Source organism: Mycobacterium szulgai, assembly GCF_002116635.1.
Taxonomy (GTDB): Bacteria; Actinomycetota; Actinomycetes; order Mycobacteriales; family Mycobacteriaceae; genus Mycobacterium; species Mycobacterium szulgai.
In genome coordinates this window covers 1-18,227 of the sequence record NZ_LQPW01000152.1, presented here as the reverse complement: position 1 = coordinate 18,227, position 18,227 = coordinate 1, and the positions used below count along the sequence as shown (strand labels likewise).

The 18,227-nt window shown below is 69.9% G+C and carries 14 protein-coding genes; 7 read left to right on the top strand and 7 right to left on the bottom strand.

Annotated features, from left to right (window positions below; genetic code table 11):
* Positions 1-130 precede the first annotated feature (130 nt).
* Complete coding sequence (locus tag AWC27_RS32880; protein ID WP_085672561.1) at positions 131-1,888, top strand: PE family protein; 1,758 nt, start codon at positions 131-133, stop codon at positions 1,886-1,888.
* Between the two features lie 10 nt (positions 1,889-1,898).
* Here AWC27_RS32880 and AWC27_RS22820 read toward each other — a convergent pair whose 3' ends face one another.
* Genes AWC27_RS22820 through AWC27_RS22810 form a run of 3 tightly spaced genes read right to left on the bottom strand, consistent with a single transcriptional unit; the run spans position 1,899 to position 3,696 of the window.
* Positions 1,899-2,513, bottom strand: a complete 615-nt coding sequence (locus tag AWC27_RS22820; protein WP_085672560.1) for a TetR/AcrR family transcriptional regulator — start codon at positions 2,511-2,513, stop codon at positions 1,899-1,901.
* Positions 2,423-3,382, bottom strand: coding sequence for a PPE family protein (locus AWC27_RS22815; RefSeq protein ID WP_085672559.1), 960 nt, complete (start codon positions 3,380-3,382; stop codon positions 2,423-2,425). The genes AWC27_RS22820 and AWC27_RS22815 overlap by 91 nt, the downstream gene beginning before the upstream one ends.
* Positions 3,383-3,396: 14 nt before the next feature.
* Positions 3,397-3,696, bottom strand: coding sequence for a PE family protein (locus AWC27_RS22810; RefSeq protein WP_085672558.1), 300 nt, complete (start codon positions 3,694-3,696; stop codon positions 3,397-3,399).
* 135 nt (positions 3,697-3,831) lie between these two features.
* Here AWC27_RS22810 and mshB point away from each other — a divergent pair, with 135 nt between their 5' ends.
* Together mshB and AWC27_RS22800 are read left to right on the top strand one after the other, a co-directional pair.
* Positions 3,832-4,734 (top strand): N-acetyl-1-D-myo-inositol-2-amino-2-deoxy-alpha-D-glucopyranoside deacetylase, encoded by a 903-nt coding sequence (gene mshB / locus AWC27_RS22805; protein ID WP_085672557.1) that lies wholly within the window; start codon positions 3,832-3,834, stop codon positions 4,732-4,734.
* Between the two features lie 115 nt (positions 4,735-4,849).
* Complete coding sequence (locus AWC27_RS22800) at positions 4,850-5,311, top strand: hypothetical protein (protein ID WP_085672556.1); 462 nt, start codon at positions 4,850-4,852, stop codon at positions 5,309-5,311.
* Between the two features lie 7 nt (positions 5,312-5,318).
* On the opposite strand, the gene AWC27_RS22795 is transcribed toward AWC27_RS22800, so the two are convergent.
* Entirely contained in the window at positions 5,319-6,185 is an 867-nt protein-coding gene (locus AWC27_RS22795) for a PE family protein (protein ID WP_085672555.1), read from the bottom strand.
* A 158-nt stretch (positions 6,186-6,343) separates the two neighbouring features.
* Here AWC27_RS22795 and AWC27_RS22790 point away from each other — a divergent pair, with 158 nt between their 5' ends.
* Positions 6,344-8,923 carry a bifunctional FO biosynthesis protein CofGH gene (locus tag AWC27_RS22790; protein WP_085672554.1) on the top strand — a complete coding sequence of 860 codons (2,580 nt, stop codon included), beginning with the start codon at positions 6,344-6,346 and terminating at the stop codon, positions 8,921-8,923.
* A gap of 28 nt (positions 8,924-8,951) precedes the next feature.
* Positions 8,952-9,725, top strand: coding sequence for a maleylpyruvate isomerase N-terminal domain-containing protein (locus AWC27_RS22785; protein WP_085672553.1), 774 nt, complete (start codon positions 8,952-8,954; stop codon positions 9,723-9,725).
* 6 nt (positions 9,726-9,731) lie between these two features.
* Here the strand turns inward: AWC27_RS22785 and AWC27_RS22780 are convergent, their stop codons facing one another.
* Together AWC27_RS22780 and AWC27_RS22775 are read right to left on the bottom strand one after the other, a co-directional pair.
* A complete protein-coding gene (locus tag AWC27_RS22780; RefSeq protein ID WP_085672552.1) occupies positions 9,732-10,070 on the bottom strand; it encodes a hemophore-related protein in 339 nt (112 codons plus the stop codon).
* Between the two features lie 209 nt (positions 10,071-10,279).
* Positions 10,280-12,316, bottom strand: coding sequence for an NADPH-dependent 2,4-dienoyl-CoA reductase (locus AWC27_RS22775; RefSeq protein ID WP_085672551.1), 2,037 nt, complete (start codon positions 12,314-12,316; stop codon positions 10,280-10,282).
* A gap of 151 nt (positions 12,317-12,467) precedes the next feature.
* On the opposite strand from AWC27_RS22775, the gene fdxA reads away from it, so the two are divergent.
* Together fdxA and dapC are read left to right on the top strand one after the other, a co-directional pair.
* On the top strand, positions 12,468-12,794 hold the full coding sequence (gene fdxA / locus AWC27_RS22770; RefSeq protein ID WP_085672550.1) for a ferredoxin: 327 nt from the start codon (positions 12,468-12,470) through the stop codon (positions 12,792-12,794).
* Between the two features lie 41 nt (positions 12,795-12,835).
* Entirely contained in the window at positions 12,836-13,921 is a 1,086-nt protein-coding gene (gene dapC / locus AWC27_RS22765; protein ID WP_085672549.1) for a succinyldiaminopimelate transaminase, read from the top strand.
* A 9-nt stretch (positions 13,922-13,930) separates the two neighbouring features.
* Here dapC and AWC27_RS31315 read toward each other — a convergent pair whose 3' ends face one another.
* Positions 13,931-18,226, bottom strand: a complete 4,296-nt coding sequence (locus AWC27_RS31315) for a PE family protein (protein WP_425437506.1) — start codon at positions 18,224-18,226, stop codon at positions 13,931-13,933.
* Between the last annotated feature and the right edge of the window lies 1 nt (position 18,227).

Here is an 18,227-nt window from a genome sequence, read left to right as displayed (position 1 = left end):
TGCCAAATTGTTATCAAATTGAGGTTTGGGAAGGCCCGGGCCGGTCTATTTCTCGCGGTACCCCGGTTCAGGGTCGGGCCTGATCGGGTCGGGGAAGCCAAGTAATGGACCGGTTGGGGAAGGGCCCGAAATGTCCTTTGTATTTGCAGTGCCTGAATTCATGGCGTCAGCCGCAGCAGACTTAACGGGAATTGGTTCAACGGTGAGCGCCGCCAACGCCGCCGCAGCGGGGTCGACAACCAGCGTGTTGGCCGCGGGCGCCGACGATGTGTCAGCCGCCATCGCAGCAATGTTCGGGGCCCACGGGCAGGCCTATCAGGCGCTTAGCGCCCAGGCAGAGCAGTTCCATGCCGAGTTTGTAAAGGCGATGAATTCGGCCACGGCAGCATATGCCGGTGCCGAGGCGGCCAATTTGCAGGCGATCCTGGGCGGGAGCCTCGCGACCAATCTTGTCAATGCAGAGCTTGCGTTCAACGGATCCCTGGTTGCCAGCGAGACAGCGCTGGGGCAGGCGGTGGGCGCCGTCAGCGGCGGTGTCAACGGTGGCGTTGCCGGCCTGCTCAACAGCGGCTTCAACACTTTCAACCAGGCCGTTGGCACGGGCGAACAATTTGTGAATACCCTTGTCGGAGCGCCGGTTCCGGCCAACTTCAACAGCAGCCTGGCGCTTGGCGGTTCATTCCAGACCGGCCAAACGCTGGTGGGCAGCTTCAACGGCGCTCTCAACGGGTTGGGCACTCAGCTCAGTGGCGCGCTGTCGGGGAACCTCGGTGGTGGTGTCGCGGCCCTTTCCGCATTAATCCCAAGCGGTGGCTCGTTGATGGGCAACATCAACGCCGGGCTATCTGGCCTGAGCGGCAGCCTCGGGGCCACGATTCCGGCATGGGCGGGCAGTTTCAATGCCGACCTGACGGCGCTCGGTGCGCAGGTCAACGCCGCTGTCAGCGGTGCGGCGAACGGTAATTTCTCCGGGCTGCGCGCGCTGGTGGACACCGCGGCCGCGCTGCCGAACGTTAGCGTGACGCAGCTGGGCCAGTTCCAAAGCGGCATGTTGACCGGACTGGTCAATGCCGAGTTGGGGTTCAACCAGGCTTTGGTCGCCAATGAGCTGGCTCTGGAAACAGCGTTGTTCGGCTCTGGCACCGCCCTCAACGGTGCGGTGAATCATGGCTTCAGCGCCGCCAACTTGCTCTTAGGCACGGGTGAGCAATTAGTCAACGCCGTGGTGGGTGCACCGGCACCGGCAAGTTTTGCAGGCAGCTTGATCGTCGGCGGATCGCTCGAGGGCGGCGTCCCAACCGGTGGCCTGGTGGGTGTCGCGCAGCAGCTGCTGTCGCTCAATGCGGCATTGGGTGGGCCGGCCATCGATGCGTCATTGCTGCAGCAGCTCGGTCTAACCCCGGCGGGCCTGGCCGGAATGCTCAATAGTCAGCTGGCGTTCAACGCGAATCTGGTGGCCACCGAAATGGCTTTGCAGCAAGGCATTTTCGGCACCAACAGTGCTCTCAACGGCACGGTCAACCATGCGTTCAACATGGTCAACTTTGCGATAGGTGCGGGCGAGCAAACCGTCAACGCCCTATTAGGTGTTCCCACGCCGGCAACCTTCACCGACAGCCTGTTCGTCACCGGCGGCGGCGATGTCTTCGGTGGTGTAACGACCGGTGGTTTGTTGGGGGCCCTGGAGCAGAAGTTCTTGATGGATGGGGCGTTCCTCAGCATGTTCGGGGTTCCCGTCCAATGGGCACTTGACGGCAATCTTGAGGCGATGCTGACCGGGACGGCCACCGGCGGCGGTGGCACCGTGGGCGGCGAGACCGGCGGCGGCACAGTAGGCGGGGAGGTCGGCGGCGGCACCGGCGGCGAGGTCGGCGGCGGGACCAACTAATCGACGAGGGTCAATTGGCTTGTGCCGCTGATTCTTTCGGGGGGATCACGGTGTCGACGATGAGCGCGAGTTCGCGGCGGTTGGGTGGCACACCGGTGAGCATGAATTGCTGGTTGATCAGCGCGGGCCCGATGCGCGATGTCAAGGAGGTCACCGTCGCCGGGTGGAGGTCGCCCTGTTGAACCGCGCTCTGCAGGATCGACTCCACGATCTTCACGCGCGGGGCCACCACGGCGTCGGCGAAGATGGCCCGCAGTTCCGGCTCGTGCAGCAGCTGGCTGACGATGACCAGCGCCGGAAAATCGGTCTTGCCGGCCAGCACATCTCGGTGCGCGGTAAACACCGCAAGCAGATTTTCCCGCGCTGAGCGGCTGGCGCGCGGTTCGGGCAGTGGCGGCACGGCGTGCAGCAGCGCGGCCAGCACTAGGTCATGCTTGCTGGCCCAACGCCGGTACAGCGCGGCCTTGCCGGTCTGGGCGCGCGCCGCGATGCCCTCCATGGTCAGTCCGCCGTACCCGACCGAAGCCAGCTCGGCTAACGTGGCTGCATAGAGCGCGCGTTCGAGCACTTCGCCTCGCCGGCGGCTGCGGTTCGGGTTGGATATAGTCTGCGAGGGCTGCGCCATTGGCCAATAGTAGCCGGTAACGTTCCTATTCGTTGCGACTCGGGATAACTGATCCGACCGCTGGCCAAGTTGACTGTCTCTATCGCCGGGCTTGTGCTTGCCCAGCTTCGCGGCACCGACAATTTGCCGACGGTACCCGCCCGCCCCAGCGCCGCGGTCACCGGAGCCGCGGTCATCGGAGTGGCGGTCACCCGAGTCGCGGTCACCGGAGTCGCGGCGTTGCTCAAGCGCTCCAACATATTTCCGACGTTCTTGCCACCGAGCGCCGCGGTGATGTACGTCGCCGGAATCGTGGCGATCCGCACCCCCAACAACGGCAGGCTTGCGATCTCCATCGCGCTGATCGATACGTGGCCCGCCGGCGCGGCGAACGGCGTCAGGGTGGACGCGGCTGCCGATGCTCCCGCGTAGCCGTACATCGCGGCGGCGTCCTGGGCCCACATCTGCCCGTACTGCGCCTCGGTCGCTGCGATCGCCGGTGTGTTCTGACCCAGAAAATTGGTGGCCACCAACGTCATCAGGACTGCACGGTTGGCGGCGATCAGCGGCGGGGGCACCGTCATCGCGAACGCCGTTTCGTAGGCCGTGGCGGCGGCCCGGGCCGCGGTTGCGGTGTGCTCGGCCAGCGCGGCGGCGGTGGTCGTCCAAGCCACCTGGCCGGCGGCCGCGGCGGCCATCGCCGCCGCCGACAATCCTTGCCAGGCCGAGTCCGTCAGGCCAGAGATCACCGCGGTAAACGAGGCGGCCGCCCGATACAACTCGGCGGACATCTCATCCCAGGCGGCCGCGGCGGCCAGCATCGGGCCGGAGCCGGGGCCGGCGTACATCCTGGCGGAGTTGATCTCTGGGGGCAGTGCTGCGAAATCCATTGCGGTACCGTCCCTTAACCAATGGCGGCGGCGTTGGCGGCCTCGGTCGCGAGGTATGCATCCGCGCCGGCGACCAAGGTCGCGACGAACCTCTCGTGAATCGCCTTGGCCTGCGCGGCAACCGCCTGGAACGTCGCCGCATGTGCGGCGAACTGCGCCGCGGTCACTGCCGACACCTCATCGGCCGCCGCGGGAAGCAATCCCGTCGTCGGGGGCAGCGTGGCGGAATTCTGGGTGCGCATCGCCGAACCGATCGCGCGTAGGTCGGCGGCGGCCTCCGCCATGATCTCGGGCTGGGTAATAACGAATGGCATGCTTGCCTCGCCTCCATATTGTAGACGGTAACGTTCACTATATGCAGGCTAGCGCAACCCGGTGAATTAGTAAACGAAATCGTCTACTAAGGCCGAATTTTCCAGCCGTCCCGCCGCGGCGGGTAGGGTGCGTCCATGTCTGAGACGCCGCGGCTGCTATTCGTGCACGCACACCCGGACGACGAGAGTCTCAGCAACGGCGCCAGCATCGCCCACTACACTGCGCGCGGCGCAGAAGTCCACGTCGTCACCTGCACGCTGGGCGAGGAGGGCGAGGTGATCGGGGAGCGCTGGGCCCAGCTGGCGGTCGATCATGCCGACCAGCTCGGCGGCTACCGGATCGCCGAGCTCACCGCGGCGTTGCACGCATTGGGCGTCAGTGGACCCGTATATCTGGGCGGCGCGGGCCGCTGGCGCGACTCCGGCATGGCCGGTACCGAGCAGCGCAGCCGGCGCAGGTTCGTCGACGCTGACGAATCCGAGGCCGTCGGCGCGCTGGTCGCGATCATCCGCGAACTGCGACCACACGTCGTGGTGACCTACGACCCGAACGGCGGCTACGGCCATCCCGACCACATTCACACCCACGCCATCACCACGGCTGCAGTCGCCGCCGCCGGCCGTGGCACCGGCGATTTCCCGGGCGAGCCGTGGGCCGTACCGAAGTTCTACTGGACCGTCCTGGCCCTGAGCTCAGTGGTTTCGGGCGTGCGTGCGCTGGGTCCTGACGATCTGCGACCCGACTGGATGCTGCCGCCCGAGGAGATCCCCTTCGCCTACTCCGACGAGGACATCACTGCCGTCGTCGCAGCCGACGCGGCTGCCCATGCCGCCAAAGTCGCGGCGCTGGCCGCACACGCGACCCAGGTCGTCGTGGGACCGACCGGCCGGGCGTGCGCGCTGTCGAACAACCTGGCCCTGCCCATCGGTGCGCAGGAACACTACGTTCTGGTCGCAGGCGCGGCGGGCGATCGTGACGAACGCGGTTGGGAGACGGATCTGCTCGCCGGTCTGGGCTTCACCGCGTCCGGCGCATAGGCTGATGATGGCTTCAAATCAGGCAGGCAATCAGGCAGGCACGGAAGGAAACTTGCATGGACCCCGACCTGGACCCCAACCTGCAGCACTGGCAGGACCGGCTAGACAGCCTGCAGTGGGTTCTCGGCTCGATACTTTCGCAGATCGACAGCGTCCCAACCTGACCGAAACGACATGGCACGCGCCGGCCGGTGAAGAGACCGGCGCGACAGATCCCGCAATTCGGTTTGTTGTCCTGGCGCTGTTAGCCGTCGACGGTGTGCTGTCGGCATTGGCCGGGGCGTTGCTGATGCCTTCCTATATCGGCTCTATCCCCTTTCCGATAAGCGCGTTGATCAGCGGCCTGGTGAACGCCGCCCTCGTGTGGGCCGCCGCGCGATGGACGAAATCCCCGCGGGTGGCCGCGCTGCCCTTGTGGACCTGGCTGTTGACTGTCGCGGGCATGAGTTTGGGCGGTCCCGGCGACGACGTCATCCTGGGTGGCCACGGAGTGATGGCCTACGGCGCGCTGATGCTCATCGTGCTGGGAGTGGCGCCGCCGGCCTGGGTACTGTGGCGGCATCGCCACCACGGCTGAAGGCCGGCTAGGGAAGCGGCGGCCACGGCGGCAGGAAGCCGCGCAGCCAGTAGTACTCGTTGTAGATGAATTGGTTAACCGACTGCGTGGTGGCCGACCAGAAATTGCTCAGCCCCGAAGCGAAGGTGATCTGCCCACTCAGCCAGTCAAGCGTATTGAACAGGCCGCTTTGGACCATGGGCTCGAACAGGTTGTAGAAGATGTTGATCTGCGGTGCCAAGATGCCGATATAGGGCACCCAGCCGGCAGCCCAGGCGGCGAGTTCGAAGCCGTACTGCACGTACGGCTCGGCGAACAGGTAGAAGTTCTCGATGGCGGTCGCCAGCGTGACGGGGATGACCGCCGCGGGTGCCGCCGCCGCGCTGCCGGCGGCGCCCGCAATGGGACTCAGCAACCCGCTCGATGCCGCGAGGGCGCCGATCCCCCCGGTGGGCGCGAGCGCCAGCGGGCTGGGCCCAAGGGCCGCCGCGACCGCACTCTGAACTCGCGCGACGGCATTGGAGGCACTGCCCACGGCGCCGTTCACGGCGGCCAGCGGCTGGCCGAGCAGCGCGGCGGCCGGCGACTTTGCCGCGCTGGCCAGGGCGTTCGCCGCGCCGGCCTCGGCGGAGGCATACGAGTTCGCGCCCGCGTTCAGGGCCGCCACAAACTGGTCGTGAAACGTCGCCAGCTTGGCGCTGATCTGCTGGTAACCCTGGCCGTGGGCCGACAAGAGGGCTGCGACCTGCGTCGAAACGCTGTCAGCGGCCGATGCCAGGACTCCGGTGGTCGGGACTGAGGCCGCAGCATTCGCCGCGGTGATGCCTGAACCGATACCGGCTATGTCAGACGCTGCCGCCGCCAGTGCTTCCGGCGTGGCGAACATGAACGACATCGGTGTAGACCCCCTGCTTAATACTGCACGGCTGCCGGAGATCGTATCGCGATCAGCGGCTTCGCGTGCCCGTACTGGCGCAGGATGGTCGATCGCGTGTTGCCGGCGGCCGGACGCTACTGTTGCCCGTATGGCACCAAAGGTTGCCGCTGTCTCACATGGTGAGACGCGCGGATGAAACCAGGTCGCGGGGAAGTTACAGCAGCGTGCCTGTGAAAGCAGAGCGATCAGAGCATGGCGCGTTGCGACGGGTGCTACGGCGGGCCCGTGACGGCGTCGCACTCAATATCGACGAGGCGGCCCTGGCGATGACCGCGCGCAGTGACGACCTGGCCGACCTGTGTGCCAGCGCAGCGCGGGTGCGCGACGCGGGCCTCGAGTCCGCCGGCCGGCACGGTCCGCACGGCCGCTTGCCGATCACCTACTCGCGCAAGGTCTTCATTCCCATCACCCATCTGTGTCGTGACAATTGCCACTACTGCACGTTCGTCACGGTGCCGGGCAAGCTGCGCGCCCGGGGAGTCGGCATGTATATGGAGCCCGACGAGCTACTCGATGTAGCTCGGCGGGGAGCCGAACTCGGTTGCAAGGAAGCACTATTCACTCTCGGTGACCGGCCCGAGGATAGATGGCCGGAGGCCCGGGAATGGCTTGGCCAACGCGGCTACGACTCCACGCTGTCCTATGTGCGGGCCATGGCGATCCGGGTCCTCGAGGAGACCGGATTACTGCCGCACCTGAACCCGGGAGTGATGAGCTGGTCGGAGATGTCGCGGCTCAAGCCGGTGGCGCCGTCGATGGGCATGATGCTGGAGACGACGTCGCGACGGCTGTTCGAGACGAAGGGTCTTGCCCACTACGGTAGTCCGGACAAGGATCCGGCGGTGCGGTTGCGCGCACTGACCGATGCCGGCCGGCTGTCCATACCGTTCACCACCGGCCTGCTGGTCGGTATCGGCGAGACGCTGGCCGAACGTGCCGACACCTTGCACGCGATTCGCAAGTCGCACAAGGAGTTCGGCCACATTCAAGAAGTGATCGTGCAGAACTTCCGGGCCAAGGAGAACACGGCCATGGCGGCGGTGCCGGACACCGGAATCGAGGACTATCTCGCCACGGTGGCGGTGGCGCGGCTGGTGCTGGGCCCCGGCATGCGGATTCAGGCGCCCCCGAACCTGGTGGCGCGCGACGAGTGCCTGGCGCTGATCGGCGCCGGCGTCGACGACTGGGGTGGTGTGTCACCGCTGACGCCCGATCACGTCAATCCCGAACGGCCCTGGCCGGCGCTGGCTGATCTGGCAGCCGTCACAGCCGAGGCCGGTTACGAACTGGTGCAGCGGCTGACGGCGCAGCCCAAGTACGTGCAGGCGGGTGCGGCCTGGATCGACCCGCGGGTGCGCGGACATGTCGTGGCACTTGCCGATCCGGCTACCGGCTTTGCCCGCGACATCAACCCGGTGGGCCTGCCCTGGCAGGAACCCGACGAGGTCGGTTCGGCGGGGCGGGTTGATCTCAACGCCGCAATCGACACCGAGGGCCGCAACACCGAAGCCCGCAGCGACCTCGAAAGTGCCTTCGGGGATTGGGAATCGATCCGTTCCCAAGTGCACGAGCTGGCGGCGCGGGCACCCGAGCGCATCGACACCGATGTGCTGGCCGCGCTTCGTTCGGCCGAACGCGACCCGGCGGGCTGCACCGACGACGAGTATCTGGCGTTGGCCACGGCCGACGGTGCAGCCCTGGAAGCTGTTACCGCGCTGGCCGATTCGCTGCGCCGCGAGGCGGTGGGCGACGAGGTGACCTTTGTGGTCAACCGCAACATCAACTTCACCAACATCTGCTACACCGGTTGCCGGTTCTGTGCCTTCGCCCAGCGCAAGGGTGACGCCGACGCGTACTCGCTGTCGGCCGCCGAGGTCGGCGACCGGGCGTGGGAGGCGCATGTCGCCGGTGCCACCGAGGTGTGCATGCAGGGCGGGATCGACCCCGAGCTGCCGGTGACCGGCTACGCCGATCTGGTGCGTGCGGTCAAGGCGCGGGTGCCCTCGATGCACGTGCACGCGTTCTCCCCAATGGAGGTCGCCAACGGGGTGACCAAGAGCGGGCTGAGCATCCGCGAGTGGCTGATCAGCCTGCGGGAAGCCGGGCTGGACACGATCCCGGGCACCGCCGCCGAGATTTTGGACGACGAGGTGCGCTGGGTGCTCACCAAGGGCAAGCTGCCGACATCGCTGTGGATCGAGATCGTGACGACCGCACACGAGGTGGGCCTGCGGTCGTCGTCGACGATGATGTACGGCCATGTCGACAGCCCCCGGCACTGGATCGGGCATCTGAACGTGCTGCGCGGTATCCAGGACCGAACCGGCGGCTTCACCGAGTTCGTGCCGTTGCCTTTCGTTCACCAGAATTCGCCGTTGTATCTGGCGGGTGCGGCGCGGCCCGGGCCGACGCATCGCGACAACCGGGCCGTACATGCCCTGGCGCGAATCATGTTGCACGGCCGCATCTCCCACATCCAGACCAGCTGGGTGAAGCTGGGCGTCGAGCGCACCCAGGTGATGCTCAACGGCGGTGCCAACGACTTGGGCGGCACGCTGATGGAGGAGACCATCTCGCGGATGGCCGGTTCCGAATACGGGTCGGCCAAGACCGTCGCCGAGCTGGTCGCGATCGCCGAGGGCATCGGACGCCCGGCGCGCCAGCGCACTACCACCTACGCACCGCGGGCGGCATAACCCGGTTCTCAAGGGGTATACCGGCGCCATGCGGCAACGCATCGATGCAGACCGATTCCCCGAGTGGCAGCCATTCCTGGACGCGGTGCAGCGACGCCGACCGGACGCGGGCACCTGGTGTGAAGCCTGGACCGTGCGCGACATCGTCATCCATCAAGCCGGAAACGCCGAAGAACTGGCCCGGGTGCTGGGCGGCCATCTGGCCGGCGAGCCCGTCGGGACCCGCGGCTTCGAAGAGCGCGAAGGGCCATTGCGCGCACTGGACGAGGCGGATCTGCTTGCGGCACTGCACGACAGGATGGCCACGTTAACCGAGGTCGCCGAGGCGGCCGATGGCGTCTCCCCGGACACCGACGTGGCATGGACCGGCCGGACGATGAAGGTCCCGTGGTTCGCCGAACACATGCGCGAGGAACTGGTCCTGCACGGCTGGGACGTCACCGGCGACTGCAATGTCCCAGCCGCCGCCCAAGCACCGCTTGCCCAGCCGTGGATGACCACGCACAGCGTCGTTGCGGTAGGGCGGCCACTGCTGGCCAAGGGCGTCAAACAGTTACGGCCCGGAGAGCACATCGAGGCGCGACTGCGCGTCGCGGACGCCGACGATGTCGTAATCAGCGCAGACGCCGACCGCGCCGCCATCGAACTCGCAGAACCACGCGGGCCAGCCACACTGGAAACAGACGCTGCAGCGCGCGTATTGCTGCTGTGGGGCCGCCGACCTCGCGACCCCGCGCGGATTTGCAGCCAGGTGGGACCGGCAGCCTTAGGACGACTGCGTCGGCTGCTCAGTGGTTACTGAGCCGGCTCAGAAGTTGTTGCAGGAACCCGCAACCGACTCGACGAGCCCGACGTACTGCCCGGCTCCCGGCATGGCCTGCAGCTGAGCGGCCATCTGCGCGCGGCGCGGCGGAGCCGCTGCCAGGAACGAGTGCAGCCAGCCCTGCGCGATCGGTGATGCGTTGAACTGCGCGGCAGCGCCGGGATCCTGAGCGTTGAGCGCCGCCATGATCTGCCCGTAATTGCAGGTGGTGTTGATGGCGATATCCAGCGGGTCCGCGGAAGCGATCCCAGAACCAACAGTCAACGACAACGCGACAGCACCAGCACCAGCGGCGGCGCTAAGTCCGGCTAACGACAGCCTCATTTGTGGACACCTTCCCCTTTATTGCACCGCCAGACAGACGGCGACGACATCTGCCCAGCGGGTTGTCGTCTGGCCAAGATTACCAGGCTCCGCGGGCTTGCTTCTATCAAACTGTTTATCGGGCAGCACCCTTGGGGCGTAACTATACGCAGGTCAGAGGCATAATTGCGGCAGTTTCGCGGTGGGTGAAATCGGTCCCGCCAGGGGGCCTAGAGTCGGGCCGCAAGCTCGGTGCCCTGCGCGATGGCGCGCTTGGCGTCCAGTTCGGCGGCCCACGCGGCGCCGCCGATGATGTGCGGATCCACGCCGTTGCGGCGCAGCTCGCTCTCCAGCTCGCGCACCGGTTCCTGGCCGGCGCAGATCACCACGTTGTCCACCGCGAGCAGCTGCGGCCGTCGCCGATCCGGACCGAAGCTGATGTGCAGGCCGTCGTCGCCTATCCGTTCGTAGTTCACCCCCGACAGCTGCTGTACGCCCTTGGCCCGCAGGGACGCCCGGTGCACCCAGCCGCTGGTCTTCCCCAGTCGCTTGCCCTGCGGCCCCTTGGTGCGCTGCAGTAGATAAACCTCGCGGGCCGGCGGCGCGGGCAGGGGAGTGGTCAGCGCTCCGCGCGCCTCGCGCGGATCTACGACGCCCCACTCAGCCTTCCAGTCTTTGATGTTGAGTGTCGGCGAATGTTCGGTGACCAGGAGTTCGCTGACATCGAACCCGATGCCGCCGGCTCCGACGACGGCCACCTTCTTGCCGACCGGCTTGGCGCCGGTGATCGCCTCGGTATAGGTCAGCACCTTGGGGTGGTCGATGCCGGGTATCGCCGGGACGCGCGGGACCACGCCGGTGGCCAACACGACATCGTCGAATTCAGGGTCAAACCTGCGCAGCTCCTCGGCGCTGACGCGGGTGGCCAGTCGCACGTCGACGCCGTGCTTGTCCAGCATGGTCGCGAAGTACCGGATGGTTTCGCTGAACTCCTCCTTGCCGGGGATGCGGCGGGCCAGGTCGAACTGGCCGCCGATGCGGTCGTTGGCCTCGAACAGCGTGACTCGATGGCCACGCTGCGCGGCGTTGAGCGCGGTGGCCAGACCGGCCGGGCCGGCACCGACGACGGCCACCGAACGGGCGCGCCGCGTCGGCGACAGCACCAGCTTCGTCTCGTGCCCGGCCCGCGGATTGAGCAGACACGACACCATCTTCTTAGCGAAGGCGTGGTCGAGGCAGGCCTGATTGCAGGCGATGCAGGTGTTGATCTCCTCGGCGCGCCCGGCCTCGGCTTTGCGCACCCACTGCGGGTCGCTGAGCAGCGGCCGGGCCATCGATATAAGCCGTACCTGGGTCTGCGCCAGGATCTGTTCGGCCGCCTGCGGCATGTTGATCCGGTTGGAGGCGACCACCGGGATGCTCACCTGTTCGGCTACGGCGTGGGAGACGTCGACGAACGCGCTGTTGGGCACCGAGGTGACGATCGTCGGCACCCGGGCCTCGTGCCAGCCGAAACCGGAGTTGATGATGGTTGCGCCGGCCGCCTCCACTTCGGTTGCCAGCGCGACGATTTCATCCCAGCTTTGGCCGTTCTCCACATAGTCGGCCATCGACATCCGGTAACAGATGATGAAGTCGGGCCCGACGGCGGCGCGGGTGCGGCGCACGATCTCGACCGGAAACCGGCGGCGATTGGCCGGTGTGCCGCCCCAGGAGTCGGAGCGCTTGTTGGTGCGCGGCGCCAGGAACTGGTTGAGCAGATACCCTTCGCTGCCCATGATTTCAACGCCGTCGTAACCGGCGTCGCGCGCCAGCTGTGCGCAGCGGACGAAGTCGGCGATGGTCGCCTCGACCCCACGGCCCGATAACGCCCGCGGGCGAAAGGGGTTGATAGGGGCCTTGATTGACGACGCGCTGACCGACATGGGGTGGTAGGCATAGCGCCCCGCATGCAGGATCTGCAGCAGGATCTTGGCGCCCCCGTCATGCACCGCCGCGGTGATCCGCCGGTGGCGGCGGGCCTGAGCCGAGGAGACCAGCTCCGAGGCGAACGGCAGCAGCCAGCCGGTCCGGTTGGGTGCGTAGCCGCCCGTCACGATCAGCCCGACGCCGCCGCGGGCGCGCTCGGCGAAGTATTCGGCGAGCCGGTCGATATGGCCTGCCCGGTCTTCCAGTCCGGTGTGCATCGAACCCATGACCACGCGATTGCGTAGCGTCGTAAACCCGAGATGCAACGGCGACAGCAAGTTCGGGTACAGATCCGTCATTGGGTCTCCTCGCGCGACGGGCGTGCCAATTGCTTGCGGTGTATGTGCTACGTCTAGTATCAGTAACCAAATGTGTCGCTGGGAAGCAGCCCCGGCGACGTGATCAGCAGCCCACTTAGCAGTACATAGAGGACACGTTGAGGAGCCGTCCGTGACGTACACGATCGCCCAGCCCTGCGTCGACATCAAGGACAAGGCATGTATCGAGGAGTGCCCGGTCGACTGCATCTACGAGGGGGCCCGGATGCTGTACATCCACCCCGATGAATGCGTTGACTGTGGCGCCTGTGAACCGGTGTGCCCGGTCGAAGCGATCTATTACGAAGACGACGTGCCCGAGCAGTGGAGCCAGTACACCCAGATCAACGCCGATTTCTTCGTCGAGCTGGGATCACCCGGCGGTGCGGCCAAGGTCGGCATGACCGAGAACGACCCGCAAGTGGTCAAGGACCTGCCGCCGCAGGGCGAAGACGACTGAGCGGGTCCCAGAGTCCACGGGCCCCACGGCCCGGCCGGCGGGTGTCGGCGTCACTGCCGGTTTTTCCCTGGGACACGTTGACCGACGCGAAAGCGCTGGCCGGGGCCCATCCCGACGGCATCGTCGACCTGTCCGTCGGCACTCCGGTTGACCCCGTCGCGCCGCTGATCCAGGAGGCCCTGGCCGCGGCCGCTTCGGCACCCGGATATCCCGCCACCGCCGGTACCGCGCGGTTGCGTGAGTCCGCGGTGGCGGCGCTGGCGCGCCGCTACGGCATCACCGGGCTGGCCGAGTCGGCAGTGTTGCCGGTGATCGGCACCAAGGAACTCATCGCCTGGCTGCCCACGCTGCTGGGCTTGGGCGGCGCGGATGTGGTGGTCGTGCCCGAACTGGCGTATCCCACCTACGACGTGGGCGCCCGGCTCGCCGGCGCGCCGGTGCTGCGTGCGGATTCGCTGACCCAGCTCGGCCCGCAAACCCCGGCGCTGATCTATCTCAATTCGCCCAGCAACCCGACCGGGCGGGTACTGGGCATGGATCACCTGCGCAAGGTCGTCGGATGGGCACGTGATCGTGGCGTCCTGGTGGCTTCCGACGAGTGCTACCTCGGTCTGGGCTGGGACGCCCAGCCGCTGTCGGTGCTGCATCCCTCGGTGTGCGACGGCGACCATACCGGGCTGCTGGCCGTGCACTCGCTGTCGAAGACGTCATCGCTGGCCGGTTACCGGGCCGGCTTCGTGGCCGGCGACGCGGAGTTGGTCGCCGAGTTGCTGGCAGTGCGCAAGCACGCGGGGATGATGGTTCCCGCCCCGGTGCAGGCGGCCATGGTCGCGGCCCTGGATGACGACGTTCACGAGAAGCTGCAGCGGGAGCGCTACCAGCGGCGGCGTGCATCGCTGCTGCCGGTGCTGCGTTCGGCGGGCTTCGAGATCGAGTACTCCGAGGCGGGATTGTATTTGTGGGCCAGCCGCGGCCAAAGCTGTCTCGACACGCTCGCCTGGTTTGCGCAGCGCGGCATCCTGGTGGCCCCCGGCGATTTTTACGGCCCACGCGGTGCGCAGCATGTGCGGGTGGCGCTGACGGCCACCGACGAGCGCATCGACGCCGCGGCCCAACGCCTCAGTTAACCGCCTCAGTTAACCGTGGGGGCCGAGGCTCCCGGTACCGCCGATTGCGCCCAGCGCTCCGTTGGCACCAGAAACGTATCCGCCACCGCCGGCACCGGGCGTGCCGGATGCGCCGCCCTTGCCGCCGGCACCACCCGCGCCAGCGTCGCCGTCGGTGCCGTCATTGCCGACCTGGCCGGGGAAGTTGGGGGTGGGACCGGGGTCGCCGGCACCGCCGGCGCCGCCGGCTCCACCTTGGCCACCGAGACCGCCGGTGCCGCCCAGGCCGCCGTTACCGGCGGCGCCGCCGGCGCCCCCGGTGCCCGCCAGCCCCAACATGCCGCCGGCGCCCGCGGCCCCGCCCGCACCGCCATTGCCCCCGGTTCCGCCGGTTCCGCCGGTTCCGCCGGTTCCGCCCGTACCGCCCGTCCCGCCGTTTCCGCCGTCGCCGCCGTTGGGGAACACGGTACTTCCGCCGGGCGTGCCGATAGGCCCGCCGATGCCGCCGGTACCGCCGCCGCCGCCGACACCGCCGATGGCACCCACTCCGCCCGTGCCGCCCGTGCCGCCCACGCCGCCGACACCGCCGTTGCCGCCAACGCCCAGCAGCGTGCCGCCATGGCCGCCGGCGCCGCCGATGCCGCCGTTGCCGCCGGTGGTGCCGGTGCCGCCGGTCGCGCCGGTGCCGCCGGTACCACCCATGCCGCCGGTGCCGCCGGTTCCGCCGTTGCCGGCCGGACCGCCGTTGCTTCCGCCGGTGCCGCCGGTGCCGCCGGTGCCGCCGGTGCCGCCGGTCGCGCCGGTGCCGCCGGTACCACCCATGCCGCCGGTGCCGCCGGTTCCGCCAGTGCCGGCTCGGCCGCCTTGTCCACCGCTGATGGCGCCGCTGTCCCCGGTGCCGCCGACGCCGCCGGTGCCACCGCTCTGGCTGCCCGAGCCGTTTCCGCCGCTTCCGCCGTTTCCGCCCGGGTGGCCGGTTGCGGTGCTGCCGAGCGGAGTTCCGGGTGTGCCGGTCGTTCCCTGCCCGCTTTGCGGTGGGTTGACTGAATTGGCGCCGAAGGTGCCGTCGCCGCCGTGACCGCCCTTACCGCCGTCGCCGCCCACGCCGATGACGCCGGAGTTGCCGCCGGCGCCCCCGTTACCGCCGGCTGCCCCGATCTGCAAAGCGTCGCCGCCGCGACCGCCGGCACCGCCGTTGCCGATTTGCACCGCATTGCCGCCGGCGCCGCCGTCGGCGCCGGTCCCGCCGTTTCCGCCGGCGCCGCCGCTGCCGTACAACATGGCGTTGCCGCCCCGGCCGCCGGCACCGCCCAGGCCGTTTGCGCCGGCCGCGCCGCCGGCGCCACCGGCGCCGCCGTCGCCGCCGTCGATGTAGGTAGAGGTGCCATCGGCGCCGCGGCCACCGGCCGCGGCGGTACCGGCCTTGCCGCCGTCGCCACCCTTGCCCCCGGCGCCGTCGGTGCCCGCGTTGGTACCCGTGCCGCCCTTGCCGCCGGTGCCGCCGTCAGCGCCGTGGCCCCCGGCCCCGCCCGCGCCACCGGCCTGGCCCGCCCCGGCATTCACCCCGGCGGTGCCATCGGCACCGGCCACACCGTTGCCGCCGGCTCCGGCTGCACCACCGGCGCCGCCGCTGCTGGCGTTGCCGCCGTTGCCGTCGGCGGCCGTGCCGATGCCATTGCCGTTGGCCCCGCCCTTACCGCCGTTACCGCCGTTACCGCCGTTGCCGCCCTTGCCGCCGTCACCGCCGGCGAACCCGGCGTTGCTGTTCGCAGCCGTGCCGTTGGCCCCGGCGGCCCCGGCACCGCCATTGCCCGCGGTACCCGCCGAACCACCGTTACCGCCGGCGCCACCGCTGCCCGCGACGCCCACCGAGCCACCGCTACCGGCCGCGCCGGCCGCACCGCCCTTACCGCCGGCGCCACCCTCGCCACCGCCGCCGGCGTTGCCGCCGGCCGTCCCGTTGCCGCCGACGCCAGCTGTCGCAGTGCCGGCAGTGCCGTCGATGCCGCTGCCGCCCTGGCCGCCGTCGCCGCCCTTACCGCCGGCCCCACCGGTGCCGCCATGGGTGCCGGCGCCGCCGCTCTTACCGCCCGCGCCGCCGTCGCCACCCTTGCCGCCGGTAAGGCCATCGGTGCCGTTCGGGTTGATGGCGTTGGTGCCGTTGTTGCCGGGCGCGCCGGCCGCGCCGTTTCCGCCGGCCCCGCCGTCGCCGCCGTTGCCGACGTTGCCGCCGTCGCCACCGGCACCGCCCGCACCACCGTTAGCGCCGGCGGTGGTGGCGTTGAAGCCGGCGCCGCCGGCCCCGCCGTTGCCGGCCGGGGCGGCGATGCTCGCGCCGTCGATGCCGTGGGCGCCGGTGCCCGAGCCGCTGCCGTTCGCGCCGCCCGAGCCGCCGGCACCGAACTTGCCGGCGTTACCGCCGTGGCCGCCGGCGCCGCCGTCGACGCTGGTTGAAATGCCGTCGGCGCCATGGCCGCCGTCACCGGGACGCCCTGCGGCCCCACCGTCACCACCGGCCCCGCCGGCGCCGGCCGTGCCCGCCGTGCCGTGTGGCGAGGCGCCGCCGGCCCCACCGGCGCCGCCGGTCCCGCCGGCCGCGCCATTGCCGCCGTTGCCGCCGGCTTGACCCGCGCCGTTGTTGACGGTGATGACACCGTCGGCGCCGTCGACGCCGGTCCCACCGGCCCCGCCTTTGGCGCCGTTGCCTCCCGCGCCACCCGTCCCGCCGTTGCCGGCGAGCGAGCCGCCGGCGCCGCCCGCGCCGCCCTTGCCGCCGGATCCGCCGACCTGGCCGTCGGTGCCGCTGTCACCGGGGTTGACGCCGTTGGTCCCGGCCATCCCGGCCGCGCCGTTGCCGCCGGCCCCGCCGTTGCCGCCGTTGCCGTAGTTGCCGCCCTTGCCGCCGTTGCCGCCGTCGCCACCGTTGGCGCCGGTGACGTTGCCCAGCGCGGCGTTGTAGCCCGCACCGCCATTGCCGCCGTTGCCGCCCGAGGTGGTAACCGTGTTGCCGGACGCGCCGTGCGCACCGATGCTGGACCCGGCGCCACCGGCGCCACCGGTGCCGCCGGCACCGTTGTTGCCCCCGTTGCCGCCGTCACCACCGCGGGGGCTACTCGCGTCCCCGGCCGCGCCGTTGCCGCCATTGCCGCCGACGCCGCCGTCACCGCCGGCACCGCCGGCCCGGCCTGCGCCTGTGTTGCCGGTGTGGCCGAACAGGCCGCCGCGACCGCCTGCGCCGCCATTGCCGCCATTGCCGCCGGCCCCGCCGACGCCGCCGTCGGTGCCGTTGCCGCCGTTACCGCTGGGGAAGGTTCCCGCAGCGCCGTCGACGCCCTTGCCGCCGGAGCCGCCGGCCCCACCCAGACCGCCGTTACCGCCGTTGCCGCCATCGCTGAACAGCAGCCCGCCGCGGCCACCGGCGCCGCCGGTCCCGCCGTTGCCGCCGGTGCCACCGGCCCCACCCGCGACGCCGTTGAGCCCGGCCCCGCCGTTGCCGCCGTTACCGCCGACGCCGCCGTTGCCGTACAGCCAGCCAGCGTTGCCACCGGTACCCCCGCTGCCGCCGTTGGCGCCCACGCCGCCGGTGCCGCCGTTGCCGCCGGCGCCGCCCGCGCCGAACAGCAGACCGGCGTTGCCGCCGAGGCCGCCGGTGCCCCCGGTGCCGATGCCGGTGCCGCCGTTACCGCCGCCCCCACCAGGGCCGTACAACCCACCGGAGCCGCCGGCACCGCCAAGTCCGCCGTTGCCCGAGTGGCCGGCACCGCCGGCGCCGCCCGCGCCGCCGGCGCTACCGGACAACCAGCCGGCATCGCCACCGGCGCCGCCGGTGCCGCCGGTGCCACCGGCCCCGCCGGCCCCGCCGGCGCCGCCGGCACCGGACAGCAGACCACCGTGGCCGCCGACACCGCCGTCGCCGCCGAAAGTCGACCCGGTACCGCCGGCGCCACCGGCGCCGCCGCTACCCAGCACCCACGCATTGCCGCCGGCGCCTCCGGCGCCCGCGGAGCCCGTCGCGGTGGTGTTCGCGCCGCCGGCGCCGCCGGCGCCGCCGCTGCCGTACAGCAATCCGGCATTACCGCCGTGCGCGCCGGCCCCGCCGCTGGCACCCGAACCGCCGGCACCGCCGATGCCGCCATTGCCCAGCAGCCAGGCCCGCCCGCCGGTCCCGCCGAAGCCGCCGGTCCCGGTTCCGCTGGTGTGCGCGCCGCCGACCCCGCCGGCGCCGCCGCTGCCGTACAACCAGCCGCCGTTGCCGCCGACCCCGCCGGCCCCGCCGTTGCCGATCGACGAGGCACCGCCGGCGCCACCGGCGCCGCCGTTGCCGATC